At 70.9% G+C, this 19,750-nt stretch carries 23 protein-coding genes and 2 pseudogenes; 11 read left to right on the forward strand and 14 right to left on the reverse strand.

Annotated elements, in window-relative coordinates; translation table 11 throughout:
* Positions 1 to 4: 4 nt before the first annotated feature.
* From OG329_RS03490 to OG329_RS03525, 8 genes are all read right to left on the reverse strand, one after another.
* Positions 5 to 244: a hypothetical protein gene (locus OG329_RS03490; protein ID WP_405792689.1), complete on the reverse strand. Its 240-nt coding sequence runs from the start codon at positions 242 to 244 to the stop codon at positions 5 to 7.
* A gap of 11 nt (positions 245 to 255) precedes the next feature.
* Positions 256 to 1,605 carry a TRAP transporter large permease subunit gene (locus tag OG329_RS03495; protein ID WP_405792691.1) on the reverse strand — a complete coding sequence of 450 codons (1,350 nt, stop codon included), beginning with the start codon at positions 1,603 to 1,605 and terminating at the stop codon, positions 256 to 258.
* Between the two features lie 57 nt (positions 1,606 to 1,662).
* On the reverse strand, positions 1,663 to 2,352 hold the full coding sequence (locus OG329_RS03500; protein ID WP_405792693.1) for a substrate-binding domain-containing protein: 690 nt from the start codon (positions 2,350 to 2,352) through the stop codon (positions 1,663 to 1,665).
* Between the two features lie 130 nt (positions 2,353 to 2,482).
* On the reverse strand, positions 2,483 to 3,121 hold the full coding sequence (locus OG329_RS03505) for a class II aldolase/adducin family protein (protein ID WP_405792695.1): 639 nt from the start codon (positions 3,119 to 3,121) through the stop codon (positions 2,483 to 2,485).
* On the reverse strand, positions 3,118 to 4,491 hold the full coding sequence (gene otnK / locus OG329_RS03510; protein ID WP_405792696.1) for a 3-oxo-tetronate kinase: 1,374 nt from the start codon (positions 4,489 to 4,491) through the stop codon (positions 3,118 to 3,120). Before otnK ends, OG329_RS03505 begins: the two co-directional genes overlap by 4 nt.
* Complete coding sequence (locus tag OG329_RS03515) at positions 4,488 to 5,180, reverse strand: aspartate/glutamate racemase family protein (RefSeq protein ID WP_405792698.1); 693 nt, start codon at positions 5,178 to 5,180, stop codon at positions 4,488 to 4,490. The genes otnK and OG329_RS03515 overlap by 4 nt, the downstream gene beginning before the upstream one ends.
* Positions 5,177 to 6,004 (reverse strand): hydroxypyruvate isomerase family protein, encoded by an 828-nt coding sequence (locus tag OG329_RS03520; RefSeq protein ID WP_405792700.1) that lies wholly within the window; start codon positions 6,002 to 6,004, stop codon positions 5,177 to 5,179. The genes OG329_RS03515 and OG329_RS03520 overlap by 4 nt, the downstream gene beginning before the upstream one ends.
* Positions 6,004 to 7,014, reverse strand: coding sequence for a phosphoglycerate dehydrogenase (locus OG329_RS03525; protein WP_405792701.1), 1,011 nt, complete (start codon positions 7,012 to 7,014; stop codon positions 6,004 to 6,006). The genes OG329_RS03520 and OG329_RS03525 overlap by 1 nt, the downstream gene beginning before the upstream one ends.
* A gap of 157 nt (positions 7,015 to 7,171) precedes the next feature.
* Between OG329_RS03525 and OG329_RS03530 the strand changes: the two genes are divergently transcribed.
* The 3 genes and pseudogenes from OG329_RS03530 (at position 7,172) to OG329_RS03540 (ending at position 8,441) form a co-directional block, all read left to right on the forward strand.
* Complete coding sequence (locus OG329_RS03530) at positions 7,172 to 7,852, forward strand: GntR family transcriptional regulator (RefSeq protein WP_405792702.1); 681 nt, start codon at positions 7,172 to 7,174, stop codon at positions 7,850 to 7,852.
* A 31-nt stretch (positions 7,853 to 7,883) separates the two neighbouring features.
* Positions 7,884 to 7,991, forward strand: a pseudogene (locus OG329_RS03535) (GntR family transcriptional regulator); the annotation flags it as partial.
* Between the two features lie 3 nt (positions 7,992 to 7,994).
* A complete protein-coding gene (locus OG329_RS03540) occupies positions 7,995 to 8,441 on the forward strand; it encodes a GntR family transcriptional regulator (protein WP_405792704.1) in 447 nt (148 codons plus the stop codon).
* Positions 8,442 to 8,498: 57 nt separating this feature from the next.
* Here the strand turns inward: OG329_RS03540 and OG329_RS03545 are convergent, their stop codons facing one another.
* Positions 8,499 to 8,915: an SRPBCC domain-containing protein gene (locus OG329_RS03545; RefSeq protein WP_405792706.1), complete on the reverse strand. Its 417-nt coding sequence runs from the start codon at positions 8,913 to 8,915 to the stop codon at positions 8,499 to 8,501.
* A gap of 180 nt (positions 8,916 to 9,095) precedes the next feature.
* On the opposite strand from OG329_RS03545, the gene OG329_RS03550 reads away from it, so the two are divergent.
* The 6 genes from OG329_RS03550 to OG329_RS03575 all read left to right on the forward strand — a co-directional run bounded on the left by OG329_RS03550 (position 9,096) and on the right by OG329_RS03575 (position 12,504).
* A complete protein-coding gene (locus tag OG329_RS03550) occupies positions 9,096 to 9,518 on the forward strand; it encodes a VOC family protein (RefSeq protein ID WP_405792707.1) in 423 nt (140 codons plus the stop codon).
* A gap of 180 nt (positions 9,519 to 9,698) precedes the next feature.
* A complete protein-coding gene (locus tag OG329_RS03555) occupies positions 9,699 to 10,028 on the forward strand; it encodes a nitroreductase/quinone reductase family protein (protein WP_405792709.1) in 330 nt (109 codons plus the stop codon).
* Positions 10,029 to 10,173: 145 nt separating this feature from the next.
* A complete protein-coding gene (locus OG329_RS03560) occupies positions 10,174 to 10,725 on the forward strand; it encodes a DUF6328 family protein (RefSeq protein ID WP_405792711.1) in 552 nt (183 codons plus the stop codon).
* Between the two features lie 53 nt (positions 10,726 to 10,778).
* Positions 10,779 to 11,012 (forward strand): hypothetical protein, encoded by a 234-nt coding sequence (locus tag OG329_RS03565; RefSeq protein ID WP_405792712.1) that lies wholly within the window; start codon positions 10,779 to 10,781, stop codon positions 11,010 to 11,012.
* Between the two features lie 37 nt (positions 11,013 to 11,049).
* A complete protein-coding gene (locus OG329_RS03570) occupies positions 11,050 to 11,928 on the forward strand; it encodes a S1 family peptidase (RefSeq protein WP_405792714.1) in 879 nt (292 codons plus the stop codon).
* Between the two features lie 126 nt (positions 11,929 to 12,054).
* Positions 12,055 to 12,504, forward strand: a complete 450-nt coding sequence (locus tag OG329_RS03575; RefSeq protein ID WP_405792716.1) for a spore-associated protein — start codon at positions 12,055 to 12,057, stop codon at positions 12,502 to 12,504.
* Positions 12,505 to 12,640: 136 nt separating this feature from the next.
* Here the strand turns inward: OG329_RS03575 and OG329_RS03580 are convergent, their stop codons facing one another.
* Positions 12,641 to 14,503 carry a CocE/NonD family hydrolase gene (locus OG329_RS03580; RefSeq protein WP_405792718.1) on the reverse strand — a complete coding sequence of 621 codons (1,863 nt, stop codon included), beginning with the start codon at positions 14,501 to 14,503 and terminating at the stop codon, positions 12,641 to 12,643.
* Positions 14,504 to 14,890: 387 nt separating this feature from the next.
* Here OG329_RS03580 and OG329_RS03585 point away from each other — a divergent pair, with 387 nt between their 5' ends.
* Positions 14,891 to 15,829 (forward strand): S1 family peptidase, encoded by a 939-nt coding sequence (locus OG329_RS03585; protein WP_405792720.1) that lies wholly within the window; start codon positions 14,891 to 14,893, stop codon positions 15,827 to 15,829.
* Positions 15,830 to 15,875: 46 nt separating this feature from the next.
* Here OG329_RS03585 and OG329_RS03590 read toward each other — a convergent pair whose 3' ends face one another.
* From OG329_RS03590 to OG329_RS03605, 4 genes are all read right to left on the reverse strand, one after another.
* Entirely contained in the window at positions 15,876 to 16,367 is a 492-nt protein-coding gene (locus OG329_RS03590) for a hypothetical protein (RefSeq protein WP_405792722.1), read from the reverse strand.
* 130 nt (positions 16,368 to 16,497) lie between these two features.
* Positions 16,498 to 16,770 (reverse strand): hypothetical protein, encoded by a 273-nt coding sequence (locus OG329_RS03595; protein WP_405792724.1) that lies wholly within the window; start codon positions 16,768 to 16,770, stop codon positions 16,498 to 16,500.
* A gap of 38 nt (positions 16,771 to 16,808) precedes the next feature.
* On the reverse strand, positions 16,809 to 17,969 hold the full coding sequence (locus OG329_RS03600) for a LuxR C-terminal-related transcriptional regulator (protein WP_405792726.1): 1,161 nt from the start codon (positions 17,967 to 17,969) through the stop codon (positions 16,809 to 16,811).
* 134 nt (positions 17,970 to 18,103) lie between these two features.
* Positions 18,104 to 18,664, reverse strand: a complete 561-nt coding sequence (locus tag OG329_RS03605) for an RICIN domain-containing protein (protein ID WP_405792728.1) — start codon at positions 18,662 to 18,664, stop codon at positions 18,104 to 18,106.
* 590 nt (positions 18,665 to 19,254) lie between these two features.
* Here OG329_RS03605 and OG329_RS03610 point away from each other — a divergent pair.
* Positions 19,255 to 19,619 (forward strand): annotated as a pseudogene (locus tag OG329_RS03610) (IS5/IS1182 family transposase); the annotation flags it as partial.
* Between the last annotated feature and the right edge of the window lie 131 nt (positions 19,620 to 19,750).

The following is a 19,750-nucleotide window of genomic DNA, read 5'->3' on the forward strand; positions in this document are numbered from 1 at the left end:
TTGCTCACTCCTCCAGATCGCCCGCCTTCTCCTTCCCCTCGCGGGTGTACAGCAGCAGGAAGGCGAAGACACCGGCCAGTCCGGCCAGTCCGCAGACGAACTCGGCGACGTCGGAGCCGAACGTCGTCATCAGCGTGGCGGAGCCGACGGCGATGGCCAGCGTCTGGCCCGCGACCACCACGAATCCACCGACCAGGAAGAGAATGATCAGAACGCGGGTGGCGTTCAGACAGAACGTGTACATCCTCGTACTCCTTATCCCGGAATCCATATCGCTCCCACCACGATCAGGACGCCCATCAGATACGACGGCACGAGGTAGTAGAGCGTCACAGGAACGAAGATCTTCACCGGATTGATGGAGGCGATCCCGGCGGCCACGTACAGGGGCGCGGCGCCCGGTGGTGAGCAGCCCTCGGACGAGGCCCACACGATGACGGCGGCGAAGGCGATGTACGGGGAGACGTCGGCCGCCGTCAGGGCGGCGAAGGCGACGGGGCCGACGGCCGCGAGCGTGGAGGTCGTGTTCAGCGGGCCCGCGACGATCACGACGATCAGTCCGACCACCAGGGCGGCCACGATCTGCGGCACACCCTCCAGGCGGTTCAGATAGGGGGTGAGCTGTTCGCCGATCCCCAGCGTCTCCAGCACGTTGGAGGCCGCGAAGGCCGCGACCATCGTGACGCCGATCAGGCCGAGCTTGGGGCTGATCTCCGACAGCAGCTTCCACCACTCCCCGCCGCCGCGCGGGAGCGCGCTGCGCTCGACGATCAGTCCGGCGATCAGCATCACCACCGGCAGCCAGAGCAGCAGCGGTACGGCGTCGGCGACGTCCAGCCCGCCCAGCCGGTCCCCGATGATGTCGCTCGTCGGGGACGCCGTCAGGACGATCGGTACCGCGATGGCGGCGAGAACGATCAGCGAGGTCCAGCCGGCCGCGAACGTCCGGCGCAGCGGATGGATGTCTTCGGGTGCCATCGCGCCCACGCCGCGCCGTTTGACGATGACGTAGGCGATGACCAGCCGCATCGCGACCATCCAGATGCCCGTGACGAAGATCGTGCCGACCACGTCCCGCGCGCTGAGGACGGGCAGTACGGTCGGCGCCGCGAGCAGGATGAAGAAGGCGCCGCTGAATGGGAAGGTGGCGCCGACGCCCGCGTTTCCGGCCAGGACCAGTGCGGCGGTCTCACCGCTGGCCTTGGAGCGCTTCATCCAGGGGATGGTGATGGACCCGATGGTCGCCACGATCGCCGCGCCGTTGTGCGCGACGGCGCCGAAGAGACCGGCGGACACCGTCGCCGCGTAGGCGGAGCCGCCCGTGCGGCGGCCCAGCAGCGAACTGAGGATGTCGATCATCCGCTGGACAAGGCCCGTTCTGGTCAGCAGTTCGCTGACGACGACGAAGGCCAGTGCGGCGAAGGTGATGTCGGACTTCAGCCCTTCGACCAGGCTGTCCCAGGCGACGCGCGGCGCGTCCGTGCCGGCGAACGCGGCGCAGGCGAGGAAGCCGATGACCATCGCCTCGCCGATGTTCCGCTTGACGCCCACGTTCCACACGAGGATGGCCCCGATGAAGGCGATCAGGGCGAATATCGCGTTCATGGGCGGCACCGGTGGGCGCGGCAGGGCAGACGGAGCGGCCAGGGGGCCGCGTACCGCTCAGTCCAGCGGTGGGACGTCGAGTCCCGCTTTCCGGTACGCATCTCTGGCCTCCTCTCCGGTGAGGAAAGTGTGCAGGTCGCGGGCCCAGCTCCGTCCGACGGCCCCCGTGCCCAGCCCGACGGAGAACTCGGTGATGTGCTGGGCCCCCTCCGGCAGTGGTCCCACGACCTCGGCCTCGGGGACGAACAGCAGCTCGCTCATCTGCTGTACGGCCAGATCGGCCCGGCCGTCGACCACGGCCAGCGCGGTGAAGCCCTTCTCCACGACCGTGGCCCGCGCGTTGACCTCCTCGGCGATCCCGAGCCGCTCCAGCAGGCCGGCGAAGTAGACCCCGCTGGCCCCGGTACGCGAGTAGGCGACGGAGCGGGCCGAGCACAGCGTGGCGACCAGCGCGTCGACCGTGTCGATCGCGGGCGGTTCGGCGCCGGGAGGCATGGCCAGTCCGATCCCGGAGCTTGCCACGTACCGCAGCGAAGGACCGTCGATCACACCTGCCTCGACCAGCGCCGGGAACGAGCCGGTCACCCCGACCATGACATCGGGCCGGGCGCCGGCCTCGACTCTCCTGAGCAGCACGTTCGTCGGGTCGTACACGCCTTCCACGGCGATGCGGGTCCGTTCGGTGAACGCCGCGAGGAGGACATCGTCGAGGGCTTTCTTCACCGCGAGCGCGCTGAAGAGGGACACCGTGTGCGGTGTATCCGGGGACATCTTCGTCCTTTCAGATGGGTGACGGAGGAGCGGCCCGGAGAGCTGATCCGGGCATGGGGCATCGCGCCGGGGCGATGCCCGGTCGGCGAGGGGGGTTCTCAGATGGTCAAAGGAGCGTCGGGCGCAGTGCCCGGCGCTGGGGCGGCGTGAGCGGCCGGACGGCGGCGCCACGCAGCAGGAGGAAGATCTTCGCCGTCTCCTCGATCTCCTGGGCCGCCTCCAGCGCGCGCCCCGGATCCGGCGCGGCGGCGACCGGTCCGTGGTTGCTCAGGAGCAGCGCGGCGTGCTCGCCGGCCAGCGCCTCGGTGACGGCGGCCAGCCGGCTGTCGCCGGGCGGGAAGTACGGCACCATCGGCAGACGCCCGACGCGCATCGCGTAGTACGCGGTCAGCGGCGGCAGGACATCGTCGGGGTCGACGTCGGACAGGCACGAGACGGCCGTCGCGTATGTGGAGTGGGTGTGCACCACGGCCCCGTCCCGCGGTCTGGCGCGCAACATCGCCGCGTGCAGGAACGCCTCCTTGGACGGCTTCGGTCCCGACACGGGGTTCCCGTCGGTGTCGATGACGGACAACTCGTCGGCGCGTACGGTGGCCAGGCTCGACCCGGTGGGTGTCACCAGGATGTGCTCGCCGGCGCGTACCGAGACATTGCCCGTGCTGCCGTGGGTGAGTGACCGGGCGGCGACGGCCCGCGCGGTGGCGATAAGGAGGCCCCGCTCGTGGTCGTCGCCCCGGCCGCTCACGTCGTTCCTCCCGGCTGCCCCGGGGCGGCGGAGACGTCGGTGAGGAGGTCGGGGCCGCCGAAGTTGCCGGACTTGAGGAGCAGCGCGAGAGGCCGGCCGCCCAGGGGATGGATCCAGGGCACGCCGCGCGCGGCCTCCGCGCCGACGCGTGCGCCGGTGACCCCGAGTGCGTTGACCACCGCGCCGGAGGTCTCGCCCCCGGCCGCGATCAGCCGGTGTACGCCGCGCCCGGCCAGTCCGGAGGCGATCAGCCCGGTGGCCTTCTCCAGCACGGCGGCCGACCGCTCCGTGCCCAGCGCGCGCTGTACCTCGCGGAGCCGTTCGGGGTTGACGGAGGAGTACAGCACGGGTGCGCCGCCACCGGCGGGCAGCGCGTCGTACCAGGCGAGCGCGGCGTCGGCGAGCGCCACCGGATCGGGTACGGCCACCGCGTCCAGGTAGTACATGGGCCTGCCCGCGTCCGCGAGCGCCGCGATCTGCTCCAGGGTGCGGCGGGAACAGCTCCCGCTCAGCACGGCGGCCGGCCCGTGTGGTGCGTCCCCGGTGTCCCCGGTGTCCCCGGTGTCCCCGGCCCGCGCTTTCTTCGCGCCGGTGGCGCGGGCGTGCGCCAGTCCCGCGGCCAGCCCGGCGGCGCCCGCGACCAGCGGCGCGTCCGCGACGGCCCGGCCGAGCACGCGCAGGTCGCTCTCCTCGATCCCGTCGACCAGTACGTAGCGCGCGCCGCCCGCCGCGGCGTCCCGCAGCGCGGCGCGTACCGCGGCGGGCCCCTGCCGTACGGTGCCGAGCCCGATCAGCGCCACCCGCTCGCGCGTCTGCGCACTCAGCAGCCGGGGCAGATACGAGTCCGTCATCGGCGTCACCGGATGGTCACGCATGTGCGACTCACCGAGCAGGACGTCTTCCACGAACAGCCGGCCCTGGTACTGGCTCCGCCGGTGTTCCGGCGAACTCGGCGTCAGCGCCACGTATTTGGCGCCCGTCGCGTCGGCCAGCGCGTCCAGGACCGGGCCGATGTTGCCGCGCGGCGTGGAGTCGAACGTCGAGCAGAACTTGAAGTAGAGCTGTCCCGCGCCTTGTTGCCGCAGCCACGCCAGCGCGGCCATGGAGGACTCGACGGCGTCGGCGGCGGGCACCATCCGGCTCTTCAGCGCGACCACCAGGGCGTCGTGCTCGGGCAGTTGGCCGGGGGGCGTGCGGGCGCCCGCGCCCCTACCGTCCGGCACGCCGAAGAACAGCAGCGTCTCCAGTCCGGCGCGGCGCAGTGCCACCGCGACATCGGTCGCGCCGGTGAAGTCGTCGGCGATGACGCCAAGTGGTGCGGTGCCGCCGGTCAAGTCGGTTGTGTGGAACGTGTCCTGATGGTCACTCATACGGGCCTCCCGGTGAGGGCGGAGCGCAGGGCCACGGCCGCGGCCTGCGGACCGGAGATGACGGGCAGGCCCAGCGCGGCGGACAGCGGCGCGGCGGCGGGCGCCAGCGAGTACTGGGCGAGCAGCACCGCGTCGGCCTCCGCGGCGTACGGCTCACACGCCTTCCGCAGCGCCTCGGCCAGCGCGGGGGTGTCACCGCGGCGGGCCGCGTCGAACGCGTCGGGCGCCACCACACCGACCGCCCGGGTCGAGGAGCCTGCCGCCTCGGCGGCTGCCGAGAGACGGGTCACCGAATCGCGCATCGCGGCCTCGAAGGAGGCGAGCACCAGTACGCGGCCGAAGCCCGGGGAGAGCGCCTGCCGGAAGGCCGCGGTGTCGGGTGCCAGCAGCGGAACCCCGGTCTCGATCTCGTCGGTGACAGGGCCGTACAGCGAGCAGGTCAGCAGCACCCCGTCGGCCCCGCCGGCCAGCGCGTACACGATCAGCCCGCGCATCCGGTCCACGAGGCCGGGCGGCAGGGGCCCTTCGGCGGGCGCGTCGGCGAGCAGCCGGTCGTCCAGCAGGTTCCACGGCTCGGCCGCCGGGAATTCCTCGGCCAGTCCCGCGACCGCCGGGGCGACGGCGGTGGGGGTGGCACTGATCAGCGCGATCCTCGGGGCCCGGCCCCGGTCCCGCTCCCCGCCGCTCACCGGGACTCCTCCCCCGCGGTGTCCGCGACGGCGGTCAGCTCGGTGAGCCAGGACAGTCCTTCGACCGTGCCGTGGGCCGGTCGGTACTCGCAGCCGATCCAGCCCGGGTACGAGGCGTCCAGCAGCGTGCCGAAGACGCGCGGCCAGGAGATCTCGCCGCTGCCCGGCTCCGTCCGGTCCGGTGGGTCGGCGATCTGGATGTGCCGTACGCGGGACCGCTGTTCGCGCAGGGTCGGGACGAGATCACCTTCCTGGACCTGTACGTGGTAGATGTCCAGGAGCAGGCCGATTCCGTCCCCGCCGAGCGCGTCCACGACAGCGGCGGCCCGCGCCTGGGTGTCCAGCAGGAAGCCGGGCACGTCACGGCTGTTCTGTGCCTCGACGACCAGGCACACTCCCGTTCCGCGCGCCCGCTCGACGGCCCAGGCGAGATTGCCGACGAGCGTGGCGAAGGCGAGGTCGTGGCTGACGTCGGGCGGCCGTACACCGCCCACCACATGGAGGAAGTCGCTGCCCAGCTCGACCGCGTGGTCGAGACCGCGCTCCAGGTCGGCGCGGAAGCGAACGGCGTCCCCGGGCAGACAGGCCGAGCCCGCGCGCCGGGGTGAACCCGGCTCGCCCACCGGCGTGTTGATCAGGACCTGGTGCAGGCCTGCGTCGGTGAGGCGTCCGCGCAGCCGGGCGGCCGGGTACGGGTAGGGGTCGGCGTACTCGACACCGGTGAAGCCCGCTGCCGCGGCGGCGTCGAACCGCTCCTCGAAGGGGACCTCGGTGAACAGCCACTTCAGATTCGCGTCGAAGCGCAGCCCGTTCGGCGCCCGCATCAGCGCGCTCCGGTGTGGGCCGCGTAACCGGGGTTGACCAGATGCGCCGGTTCGCGTCCGGCGAGCAGGTCGATCACCTGACCGGCGGCCATGGCCCCGGACCTGGCGCGGGCCTCGACGGTGGCGGCGCCGATGTGCGCGGTCACCAGGACGCTGTCCAGCGCCCGCAACCGGCTGTCGGCGGGCAGCGGTTCGGTCTCGACCACGTCGAGCGCGGCGCCGGCCAGCCGGCCGGCCTCGATCGCGTCGGCGAGGGCGTCCTCGTCCACGACCCCGCCCCGGGCGGTGTTGATCAGATACGCGCCGGGCTTCATGCGGTTCAGCGCGGCGGCGTCGATCAGATGCCGGGTGGTCTCGTCCAGGGAGATGTGCAGGGTGAGGAAGTCCGCCTCGGCCAGCACTCCGTCCAGGGGCCGCCCCTCGGTGCCGGTCTCCGCCAGGAAGTCCTCGTCCAGCCAGGGGTCGTGGGCGACGACGCGCATGCCGAGCGCGAGTGCGGCGCGGGCGACGGTCTTGCCGATGGAGCCCAGACCGACGACGCCGAGCGTCGCGCCGTACAACTCCCGTCCGCTGTCCTGCGCCCAGCCGCCGGCGCGTACGGCGGCGAGGTTCTGGGGTATGCGCCGGGCGCAGTTCAGCATCAGCGCCAGGACGTGTTCGGCGACGGACACCCGGTTGGCGCCCGGTGTGAAGGTGACGGCGACGCCCTGCCGGGTCGCCGCGGCCACGTCGATGTTGTCGTAACCGACGCCGCAGCGGCCGAAGACCTTCAGTCCCGGCGCCGCCTCGATGACCTCGGCGGGGAAGGCGTCGGTGCCGGCGACGACGCCCGCCGCGTCCGCGACACAGTCCGCCAGGGTGCGTCCGTTGGCCTCGCGGTCCGCGCGCCGGGCGAAGACCGTCTCCAGACCGGCGTCCCGGAGCATCTTGTCGACCGCTCCCCCGGGTTCGAGATACGGCGTGGTGACGACCACCCGGGACGCACGTTTCTTCGGGGGCTGCTGCGTCATGACACGTCCTCTGTGCTCTGCGCTCTCGCGTCGGCGGTCCATCTCAACAGCTCAGGACCATAATATAGGATTCACTCAAATACTATAGCCGCGCCAGAACGCGTGTGATCATGGCGAGAGACGGTCGCGCTACCATCGGGCGACGAAGGAGGCTCGCATGACCAGGCGCCCGTCCGAACGGCAGCCTTTGGCCGACCAGATGTACGACGTGCTGCTCGGGCAGTTCATGGACGGACTGTGGTCACCGGGCCAATCGCTCAACATCGGGGCCCTGACGCGCGAGTTGAACGTCAGCCAGACCCCTCTGCGCGAGGCTCTCGCCCGGCTGGAACACACCGGACTGGTACGCCGCGAGGCGCTCAAGGGCTACCGGGTCGCCCCCCTCTTCAGCGAGACCGAGCTGATCAAGCTGATGGACGCACGGCTGGTCCTGGAGCCGACCCTCACCTACGAGGCGGGCCGCCGCACCACCCCCGAATTCCTCCAGGAAGTCGCCGCGAGCATCGAGGAGTTGCGCCGCTGCGCGGAGGGGGACGGCTCACAGTCGGTACGCGCCTACCTGTCGGCCGACGAACGCTTCCACTTCCTGATCGCCAGGCAGTCGGCCAACCCCTTCCTCGAATCGGCCTACCGCTCGCTGGGCGGCCATGTGCAGCGCTTCCGCCTGTTCACCGAACTCGGCTCCTCCGACGCGGAGTCGCCCGCGCACGACCACACCGCCGTGTACGACGCCCTGGCGGCCGGCGACGCGGAGGGCGCGGCCGACCGTATGCGGCAGCACATCGAGAACGCGAAGGCGCGCGCGCTGAAGGACCGCCAGGCCGTCACGGTCGACTGACAGCCCGGCGGCCCCGGTCGGGGGCGACCGGATCAACGAGTCCGCCCTGGCCCTGCGACTCGGTGTCAGCCGTGGCCCGGTCCGGGAGGCGTGCCGCCATCTGGAGCGGACCAAGCTGGTCGAATTCCGTGCCAACCGCGGGATGTTCGTCCGCGAGATCACCGTCGAGGAGGCCGCCCAGCTCTACGACATCCGGGCCAGCCTGTTCGGCCTGGCGGGACGGCTGGCCGCGGCACGGGTCGGCGCCGCCGAGGCCCAGGCGCTACGGGCCACGGCGGACAGCCTGGACAAGGCCGACAGCATGGACGACTACTACCCGCTGAACGTCGGCCTCCACCGGCACCTGGTCGCCCTCTCCGGCAGTCCGAGACTGGTCGAGCTGTACGACGGGGTCTCCAAGGAGCTGCATCTGTTCCGCCGGCACGGGCTCGAACCCGGCGCCGCCCGGCGCACCTCCAACGAGCAGCACCGTCGCATCATCGACCAGCTCGAGGCCGGCAACGGCGAGGACGCCGCCCGCCTGATGGAGGCGCACATCCTCGCCGGCAAGAACCGCATGCTGGCCGAGCACGACCGGCCGCGCCCCTGAGGGACCGGCAGGCGGAATTGCCCGGCCGGCCCGTACTCAGGCAGCTCCGGCCCGTGCTCAGGCCGCTGCCAGGAAGGCGGTGAGGCCGTCCAGGAGCATGTTGCTGCCGAACTTGGACTGGTCGCGCTCCTCGGCGCTGTCGAAGGTCTGCGACAGGGCGATCCGGGTGTGGTCGCCGTCGGCGGCCAGGTCCACGTTCATCAGGGCCATCTCCTCGCGGCCCGGGACGCTCATGCCGATCACCAGTCGCTTGTTCTCCACGACCTCGACATAACGCCCGGACAGCGGGACGCGCGTGCCGCCGGGGATGACCATGACGGAGCTCCAGGCGCCGCCGGGCCGGACGTCCAGGACGACGTCCTCGGCGTTGGCCCACTGCCCGTACTCGTCGGCGTGGGTCCAGGCGGCCCAGACCTGCTGGACCGGCGCCTGAAGGGTGCGGGTGAGGGCGTAGTCGAAACCGGTGGTGGTCATGTCTGACTCCTTCTGTTCGATCCCGCGTGGGCGGGGCCGGGACTCTCTTTCGCGGAGAACGTCGGAGCCGATGACACGTTCTCGACACCGTCATGCCGAGAACACCGCACCGGATCCGTCCCAGGGGTAGGAACGGCCCACGACGGGTCGCGTGACTGAGGAAAACTCATGATCCACCGGATGGATCACGTCGGCGTCGTGGTCGAGGACCTCGCGGCGGCTGTCGCGTTCTTCGTCGAGCTGGGCATGGAGGTGGAGGGCGAGGCGACGGCGAGGGTGACTGGGTGGACCAGCTCGTCGGGCTGGACGGGTGTCCGGGCGGACATGGCCGTCGTACGGACCCCGGACGGCCACGGCCCGGTCGAGCTGTCGACGTTCCGATCGCCGGTGTTCACGGCCAGCGCGCCGAGAGCGGCGGTGAACACCCCGGGCATCCCCCGCCTCACGTTCGTCGTCGACTCCGTCGACGGCGTTCTCGACCGGCCGCGCGCCCACGGCGCCGAACTCGTGGGTGAGGTGGTGCGGTACGAGGACATCTGCCGCTACGGCTACGTCCGTGGCCCCGCCGGGGTCATCATCGGGCCGGTCGAGGAGCTGAAATGAACCAGCCGCGCCGTCAGTTGGTTCCGTACCGCACTTCCGCCGCAGAAGGGACCGCCTGTCGTGGCTGTCGCCGATGACCTCGACCACGCCACCGAATCGCAATGGGAGTGGGTCGCCGAGCGGACCCGTACCTATCCGGCCTCGGGCGGCGCCGAGGGACACGAATAGAACGGCGTCCATGTGCTCGTACTCGCCACAACAGGACGCCGGACCGGCATCGCGCGCCGTACGTGCCTGATCTACGGCACCGAGGGCGCGGACTTGGTGGTCGTCGCCTCAAAGGGCGGTGACGACGAAGACCCCGCGTGGTTCAAGAACCTCCGGGCGGACCCGAGCGTCGGTGTGCAGGTCGGCGACCGCCGGTTCACCGCCCGCGCCCGCGTGGCGTCCCCGGCCGAACGCTCGCCCCTGTGGCGCCGGATGGCGGGCATCTTCCCGCTGTACGACGAGTACGCGCAGAAGACCGATCGCGAGATACCGATCGTCCTGCTCACCCCGCAGAGGTTGTGACGGCCCCTCCTCCCCCAGGCTCACGGCGGACCGGCGGACGCCGGGCTGTACGGCGCGCCGTACATGCGTCGAGGCCGTGGAGCAGCATCCTTCGACCGGGGCGGTGCGCCACCGCCGTACGTGACTGCGTCGGGAGTCGAACAGCATGCGGGACCATGAGGCCGCTGAGGGCCATGAGGACCACGGCCGATCCTGCGGGGCGAACCCGACGGGTGCGCGTGACTGGGGCCGGGGCGCCGAGACCCCCGAGGAGCGCGCCGACCGGCGCTGGGGCGATCTGCTCCAGGAGTTGAGGGTCGCTCAGACGGGGGTGCAGATCCTGTTCGGGTTCCTGCTCACCGTCGTCTTCCAGCAGCGCTTCACGGCCCTGTCCGACACCGACCGGCACATCTACACGGTGACCGTGATCCTGGGCGCGGCCACCGTGGGAGCGCTGGTGGGGCCGGTGTCGCTGCACCGCGTGCTCACCGGCCGACGGCTCAAGCCGGAAACGGTTCTCCTGGCATCCCGGCTGACCATCCTCGGGCTGGTCCTCCTGCTGTGCACCATGACGTCGTCACTGCTCCTGGTGTTGCGGCTGACGGTCCAGGGCAGTTGGGCGGCCGGGTTGGTCGGAGTGATGGCGCTGTGGTTCGTCATCTGCTGGTTCGGCCTCCCGCTGTGGGCCAGGCATCGGGGCAACCCGGCCGACGGCTGAGCAGCCACCGCCCGTACGCCGGCGGAGGGCAGTTCGGCGGACCGACGTACAGCGTGGCCGACCTGGAGCAGTGGGACGCCCACTTCCCCGACCACCCGCTGACCCTCGTACGCGCGGCGCTGCGCCGCGTCACGCCGACGGTCACGCTCGACGAACAGTTCAAGGCCCAGCCGCCGTTCGCCGGACCGAACCCGCCGCACTCCGTGGCCGGACACCGACCGTGGCGGCGGCGCAATCCGCACCTTGTCGGCCGATGTGGCGCGGTGAAACATGAACGGATCAGATGACGCAGCCATGACATGAGATGACACGACGGAGGATCCCGTGACCCGTACCCCCGCCCCTCGCGCCCAACTGGCCGCCTTGGCCTGCGGACTGCTGGCCGCCACCGCACTGACCGCGCCGAGCGCCGCGGCCGACGCCCCGGACGCGAGAAGACCCACCGCGACCCAGCTCAGCGCCGCGCACACCGCCCTGGCGCGGGCGGATGTCTCGGGCAGCGCGTGGTACACCGACGCCGCGACCGGCACCGTGGTGGTCACCGTGGACAGCACGGTCGACGGCGGCGAACTCACCGCACTCACCGAAGCGGCGACAACTCCCGCCGGGGCGCCCGAGATCAACCGCACCAGCGGGAAGTTCAGCAAGCACATCGCAGGCGGCCAGTACATCCAACTGCCCGGCGGCGTCCGGTGCTTGGTCGCCTTCAACGTGCAGGACAGCGCGGGCGTCAAGTACGCCCTGACCGCCGGCCACTGCACCGACACGGGTGACATCTCCAGCATCGGCACCACCGTCAACTCCAGCTTCCCCGGCAACGACTACGCCCTCATCCGCTACACGGACCAGAGCGCCGCCCAGGGTTCCGTCTACCTCCAGAACGGCACCTTCCAGGACATCACCACCGCTGCCGCTCCCCTCGTCGGACAGCGGGTCAGCACCAGCAGCCCCACATCGGGCGTTCGGAGCGGCACGGTCACCGGACTGAACGCCACGGTCAACTACGGCGCGGACGGAGTCGTCACCGGCCTGATGCAGACCACCCTCTGCTCCGAGCCCGGCGCCAGCGGCGGCCCGGTTTTCGCAACCACCAGCGCCATCGGCCTGATCTCCGGCGGCAGCGGCAACTGCGGCTCGGGCGGTACGACCTTCGCCCAGCCGGTGATCGAACCACTGGCCGCCTACGGTGTGTCCGTCTTCTGACGGCACCCGCGCCTCGCGTGAGGGAACGCCACGACATCTCCGGGCCGGACCGGGTACAACCATCCCCGCCGTTCGAGGGTCTACCAAGTACGAGCAAACCACGCTCGGAGTAACAAGGGGGAAATAATGGGAATCATGCGCAATGTCGCTGCCGCAGGAGCGTTGACCGCGCTCGTGGCGGGTACCACGGCCGCGTTCGGTGCCACCGCCCACGCCGCGCCCAACGTCACACCGCAGGGAGTCTGCGGCAGCGCCTACAAGACCGTGAACTCGGCTCCCATCGGTTCGCTGGGCACGGTCTACCTCACGTACAACTCGACGAACGGCAAGAACTGCGTCGCGACCATCCGCACCAACCCGGGCACCGTCAAGGCCATGTCGACGTACGTCTACGTGCCCTCCACCGATGAGTGGGCCGGCGACTCCGGGGACTTCACGTCGTACGCGGGTCCGAGCCGTGTCTACGGCAAGGGCTACTGCGTGAGCTGGGGCGGCAACATCGCCAACGTGTACGTCTCGGTGGAGAACTCCAACTGCGCGGCCCTGAAGGAGCACCGGAGCACCACGATCCGCTGACCCCGGATCAGCTCCACGGCGACGAGTTCGGGGGAAGGAACTCCGCCCGGTCGGGGAAAGCAGTGTGCCGCCGCCAGTGACTGGCGGCGGCACACTGCTTGGGCGGGCGGAGGGCCGCCGGACGCCGGCCCGAGGATCAGTGGCGTCCGACGGAGGGAATCGTGAACGACGCCGGGCCGGCCGGCAGTTCGACCGTGTACTGGCGCAGGTAGGTGTCCAGGAACGGTGAGCGGGCCCCGGCGGTCGGGCGGTCGTCGGCCGGGCTGTCCAGGGCCAGTTCGACCCGCGCGCTCTTGACCTTGATCGTCTCGCCCGAGGGCGTGTCGCGCCATGAACCTGTCTGGATGGAGCCGATCTCCAACGCGAGGACGTGCCCGGAGAGCAGGGTCCAGTCGGTCGCCTTGAGGTCGACCGTCACCCTGCCGGAGTCCAGCAGGGAGACCTGCTCGTCGAACATGACGGCGGTGCCGTCCGGGGCGACGTCGTACAGCTTGAGCATGACGTTGCCCGTGCCCTTGGCGGTCAGGGAGACCTGCGGGGTGCCGGTGACACGCACGGCCCGCTCGACCGGCTTGGACCACACGAAGAAGCTGGACGTGGTCTCACCGGCTTTCTGGCGCTTCGCCTGCCCCTCGGCCAGGCCCTTCGGCGCGGCCGGGTCGAGCGCGGGGGCGTTCTCCATGTCCCATTCACCGGAAGGCTGTTCGCGGGGACCCGACGTCGACCCGCCGGACGGGGCCAGACCGACGCGTGCGGAGGCACCGCCGTCGTCCACGTACGAGCCGTCGCCGAGCGGGAGGGTGACGGGCCGTTCCACGACGGGCCACGTCTTCTGGGCACGCCAGGTGCCGGTGGAGTCCTGGACCGAGTAGGCGGGGTAGTCGACCTTCGGTTCGACGCCCTTGAGGTACTGGTCGTAGAAGGAGAGCGTCTCCTCGTACCAGCCCTCGCGTCCCATGGCCAGGCGCCCGTCGCCGGTGACGTCACCGCCGCGCACGTGGTCCCACTGGCCGAGCCATCCGCGCTCGGGGCCCTTGTGATTGGCGAGGTATTCCTGCATCTCCTCGGGCTTGGTGTTGTTCTCGATGAACCCCTGCGTGACGAACAGCGGGGTGTCGGTGTGCTTGGCCATCCCGGCGAGGTCGCGGGAGGTCCAGTGCTTGTCCCGCTGGTCGGCTATTCGGTATCCGGCCGAGTTCTCCGTGAGGCACTGCGGATGGGTCTCCTCCCACCGGGAGTTGGCCAGATAGCGCGGATCGTCGTCCGCCATCTGGTCGACGGTGGCGATGGAGTTGTACGCGTTGGCGGTGCCGGTGACGTTCGGGCGGGGCACACCGTTGGAGTAGATGTACTGGTACATGTCCCACACGGGCTCCTGCGCGACGACGGCCTTGAGCGCCCGCTGGTCCAGGTTGTTGCCGATGAGGCCGGTGAGGGCGTCGTACGACTTGCCGTACATGCCGACCGCACCGGTGGACCACGGCTGCTTGGCCGCCCAGTCGACGGCGGCCTTGACGTCGGCCTGCTCGCCCGGTCCGCCCCAGTCGAGGCAGCCGGTGGAGCCGCCGAAGCCGCGCAGGTCCACCATGACGAAGGCGTATCCCTCGTCGAACAGGTCCGTGCCCTCGATGAAGTCCTGGAAGCGGTCCGAGGGACCGGTGTGCGTCCAGTCCTCGACGCCGGTCTGCCCCGAGTGGCCGAAGTACGGGCCGATCGACAGAATGACGGGCACGCGCTTCTTCTTGGCCAGTGCCTCGGGGAGCAGGACGTCGGCGTGCAGTTCGGTGCCGGAGTCGTCGGAGGACGGGAAGTAGCTCTGCGTCCAGACGGAGCCCTCGGGGACGCGGTCGTTCTCCGCGTGCGTGACGGGGGCGGTCGCGGTGGCGACCGCACCCGCCCGATCCTGCGCCGCGGCCACGGGGCCGGTCAGCGTGCCGGTCAACGCGAGAGCTGCGACGAGCGATGAGGCGGCCCAGGCGGTCGCGCGACGTCTTTTCACATGCGTCTCCCAGAGTCGTGGGTGCGGAACGGAGCGGGCTGTGACGGTCGAGCGGTGGCTCTGACCTGCGGTGGAGGAGGCGACGGCAACTCCCCTGCCTCTCGGGAGAGTTGTGTAGTGAACATGACCGGAACTGACGGCGAGGCAGCTTACGATCATCGGTAAATCACGTCAACGGGGCGGCGCGTGAGATGTGGGCCACCGATCCCGGCCCGGCCGGCGCGAGGCCCTGGGCGGACTCTTGCCGTTCCGAGGGTCGGTCTCGACGGGTGGCCGGAAGACGGCCTTGGTGAGGCGGGGTGCGATGAGAGAATGCCCCTTGTCAGGGCCATGCCCTTTCGTGCGGTAGGTCCCCATCGGTTCTCCAACTCCTCGTGGGAGGAAGACGTGAGCACCACGCGCACCAACCCCCTCAGACGCACCGCCCAACGCTTCCGGCGGCCCGTAACCGCCCTGGCCGCGCTCACCCTGTCGGCCGCACTGGGGCTGGCCGGCCCCCAGGCGGCGCAGGCCCAGCCGCGGACGTTCAGCGCCACCGAGCTCGCAGCCGCGGGCGACGCCGTACTGGCCGCCGACATCGCCGGAACGGCCTGGGGCGTCGACGAGGCGACCGGCACCGTACTGGTCACGGTGGACCAGCGCGTGTCGGCCGCGGACATCGCCCAACTGCGCGACAGCGCGGGCGCGCGGGCCGACGCCTTGACCTTCGAGCGCACCGCCGGCACCTTCCGGCCGCACCTCCAGGGCGGCGAGCCGGTCTACAGCGGCGGAAGCCGCTGCACCGCCGGATTCAACGTACGGGCCGGCAGCGCCGACTACTTCGTGACCGCGGGACACTGCACCCAGGCCGTCTCCACCTGGTACACAAACCCATCGCTCACCACGGCCATCGGCCCGACCGCGGGCAGCAGCTACCCGGGCAACGACTACGGCATCGTCCGGTACGCCAATCCCGCGGTGCCCCGGCCCGGAACGGTCAACTGCAACGGCACGATCATCGACATCACCGGCCCCGCGAACCCCACCGTCGGCCAGTCCGTCTCACTGGCCGGCGGCACCACCGGCTGCCACGGCGGCGGCAGCATCACCGGCACCAACGTCACCGTCAACTACGGCAGCGCGGTCGTCAGCGGCCTCATCCGCACCAACCTCTGCTGCGAGCCCGGCGACAGCGGCGCCCCGGTGTTCACCATCACCGGCAACGGCACGACAGGGCTGGCCATCGGCGTGCTCTCGGGCGGCTCCGGCAACTGCACTTCGGGCGGCACGTCCTTCGTCCAGCCGATCAACGAGATCCTCGCCGTGTACGGCGCGGTCCTCACCTGATCCGACCTCGCCCGGCCCGCCCAATGCCGGGCGGGCCGGGCGGGTATCACTTCGTGCGGAACTTCAGCACGGCCCCGTTCTTGTCGACGGCGACGGCCTTGATGGTGAGTTCTCTGCCGTCCGGTTCGCCGAACGCTCCGCCTCCGCCGGCGCCTGTCCAGACCTCCCCCACCGCGCCTTCGGGGTCGTTGTTCCGCACCGTGCCCTTGGTCTCCGACAGCGACACGCGTACCTTCCATGCGCCGATGGCGACGAGCTCGGCCCCGACCGGCGCATCGCCGAGCGGATCCGCGAGGGCCTTGACCCCGATCGCGCGGTCCGCCTTCATCGTCCTGAAACGCTCCGTGGCCTCGCACATGTGGCCGGCCCACTTCACCAGCGCCCCGCTCGGCTCGGCGGACTTGGACGCGGCCGACTTCGACGCACCCGCCGCGGCCCCCGCCGTACTCTTGCCGTCCGCCGTGTCCGACGAACACCCACCGGCGGCCGGCGTGACACCGACAGTCAGTAGGGCGACGCGCCCCGCCCTCGTCTTCACCGGCACTGTCCTTCCGATTCTTCTCCACCGCTTCGGCCCAGCCGCTCGCCACTGTCGGGCCGGACCTCCGGGTTCCTCTGACGATCCGGATCAGTCACCCGAACGGACGGAAATGGTCCGATGGAAATCGTCAATCGGTGGACATCTCCGTCCAGTTGAAGACCGTCCGGTGGGAGAAGTACGTCCGCCGCATCTCTTCCCCCGCCGTGCGGTAAAGCCGGGCACTCCTGGTGTCGATGGCGTTCCGGCAGGTGAGAGCGGTCTGCTCGGAGTGGTCCAGGAAGGTCGTCCAGTACCGTTGGCCGGCCTCGTCGGGTACGGGGAAATAGGCGCGGGCGTCGGCGACGGCGCCCTCGGGCAGGACCCCGGCCGGTCCGCGGGCCGTGCTTCGGGGTGTGCACAAGCCTCTCACCACGGGCCGACATCACCGTGGGCCACGCGTCAGCCTGGTGGCGGTTGTGGCCCCGGTCCCGGTTTGTGCGGCGGGTGGCCGGACGGGATGAGGGCGGGCTGGTAGTGCCTCGTGAAGAGGGTCGCGACCAGGTCGCGGCGGCTGCGGACGCCGGTCTTGTCGAAGATCGACTTGAGGTGGTCCTGCACCGTGTGCCGGGACAGCCGGGCCTGCTCGCTGATCTCGGCCGTGGAGTGGCCGCGCAGGACGAGGGCCGTGATGTCCCGTTCGCGGGGCGTCAGTCCGTACGCGGCGATGATGAGCGCCGCGTGTTCACCCGGCCCGGCGGGCTCGACCACGACGGCGACCTCGGCGGGCGGCTGGTTCTCCAGCCGCCAGGCGTGGAGGCGGACCAGGCCGCGCGACCGGGTGCGTACCAGGGAGGAGAGTGAGTCGGCGGCCCCAGGGGCGCGGACGGCGGCGGCGAGAGCGTATACCGCCGGGGGCAGGTCGGCCGGGGGCGATCCGGCGGTCCGGCCCCGTATCGTACGGCCGTGCGGTGGAAGGTCCTCGAACCAGGCCGCGACCGACGATGTCAGGTGCAGCGGCCGGTATCCGGCGTCCAGCATCACCAGGGCCGGGGAGACGGGCGACGGCTTCTGCTGGGCCCGTTCGGTGAGGTGCAACCGGCGTAACGTCTCGCCGAGGGGCCGGGAGAGGAATGCGGCGAGAGCCAGGGCGTCCGGCCCGATCGGGGGCCCGTCGCCGACACCGATGATGATCGCGCCCCAGGCGCCACGGGAATCGCGCAGCAGGACGCGGAGTTCGTCCTCCAGGCCGAGCGGCCCGATGATGTCCCGGTAGCGCGGGCTGTGTTCCGGCGGGCCGCTGATCTCGCGTCTCAGCAGGCCGACCGGCACGGGTCTTCGTGCCAGGTCCGGAAGGGAGTTGACGTCTCCTTCCCGGTACTCGATGTCGATCATCCGGGGCATCAGTTGCCCCGGTACGGCGTCCCTGTAGTTGCCTCCGGTGTTCATCAGCGTCCACGGGTCGACGGTGATGCCCGCCCATACGTCGGACCGCAGCACCGGGGAGACCGCCGCGATCACCCCGGCGAACATTTCCTCCGCGGTGCGGGCGGCTCTCGCCGCCCGCACCGCGTCGTGCCGGACCCTGCCGAGCCGGCCGCGTCCTTCCATGTCGTCAGGCATGCCCTCAGATTAAGCATGACTTGGCCGCTGATAGCCCAACTACTAAGGAAATAGCACTTGTTGGTCTCGGAAGGAGGGGGCCAGGTCCGGCTTCCCTCCCGCAGGAGCCCGGCCATTCCCGAGGGCGGAGTCCGTCAGGTGATCTGCCAGTGCTGGTTGACCTGGTTGCTCCCGAGGCAGTTCCAGAGCTGGGTCTTGCCCTGGTTCGTACTGATGGTCTCCATCGCCCCGTCGAGGCAGCGGCCGTTGGTCTCCACCGTCACCTGGTACGTGTCAGGGCGGTTGGTGATCGGCTTCATCCGCCAGTGCTGGTTGGTCTGGGCGGCGACGCAGTCCCATACCTGCGTACGGGTGCCGTTGCCGCCGATCGATCCCCAGTCGGCGTCCAGACACAGTCCGCTGGCGGCGTTGCGAAGCTCGTAGTAGCCGCCGGCCTCCGTGTAGACCCAGGCGACGTCCCACTCCTGGGCGGTGTTCGTGGCGGCGCAGTCCACCAGCCGGGTGATCGCGCCCGAGAACGCCCCCATCGCTTGCAGGCAGCGGCCGTTGTACGCGTTCTTCACGGTTACGTCGGCCGCCAGCGCCGCGGGACCGACCGGCGCGGACGCGGGCGCCGCCTGCGCCGGAACGGCGCCGAACACCCATGCCCCGATGGTCACGGCCGACGCCAGGACGGCGCCGAGTAACTTCTTCATGGTTCTCCACCTTGTGTGTTGTCGCGCGACGACGCGCGTACGAGACGTACGGTGCGATGCCGGCACTACGGAGACCCAGCCCCTCGCACCGACCCGCCCAGCGTGACCGGCGGGGCGCCGGGATCCCATCCCAGAAAGGTGGGGACAGAAGAAGCGTTCACAAGGCCGGCCCCGTTGGCGGCGGCCAGATCCCGTCGGCCGACGGGCAGGCGCCAACGGATTCCAACGGGCGGCGATCGGCGCACGCCTGGCAGGCGTCCGGGTATGTCCGCTACCGAAGAGAGGGCTCCGAAGTCCGGCCGGGGCTGCCAGGACCCTCACCAGTTGCGTCCAGGGGATGTGGCCCACGTCCTGTCCGTACCCCCGGCCACTTCGCCCCGGAAGGTGGAACGGCGGGCGGAGCCCCGTCCACGGCGGGCTACGAGTCACGCTCCACAGGCTCTGCCGACCGGCCACGGCTACGGCTACGGCTACGGCTACGGCTACGCGAAGATCGCGTCGATGGTCGCGCCGGCTCGTGGCAGGAAGTGGGAGTACTTCCGCACCGTGAACCCGGGATCGGAATGCCCCGGCCGGCGGGCCAGGGAGACGACCGAAACGGACTATCGCTGTCCCCTGGCACCTCCGGCGCGAACACGCACGACAACCAGAGCCTGGAACCGCTCGTGCGCGGCATCCCGCCGATCCGGTCGCGCCGCGGGCCCCGGCACCGAAGGCCGGCGAAACTGCATGCGGACAAGGGCTACGGTGGCTCAGTCGGCGGGCGATCCGCCACCGCCACCGCGCCGCCCGCAAGGGCATCGAGTCCGCGCAGCGGCCGGGGCCGCCATCGCCGGCCAACTGCCACCGGCTGCACCGCCGCTACAAGCGCAAGGCCGAGCACGTCCTCGCCTTCGTCGGCACAGCAGCGACCTTGATCGGCTACCGGCGCTTGGTGACCCCGCTCACGGCCTGAGCCGGTTCTTCTGCACATCGAAGCAGACCAGCCCCATGGACTCCGCGATGTCCGCCGCGTAGGCCGACGCCTCCTCAGCCATGCTCCACCGCATGGGGAAGCCCCGAGGCGGTCGCCTTGATCACGGACGG

Source organism: Streptomyces sp. NBC_01506 (genome assembly GCF_045040295.1).
Classification (GTDB): domain Bacteria; phylum Actinomycetota; class Actinomycetes; order Streptomycetales; family Streptomycetaceae; genus Streptomyces.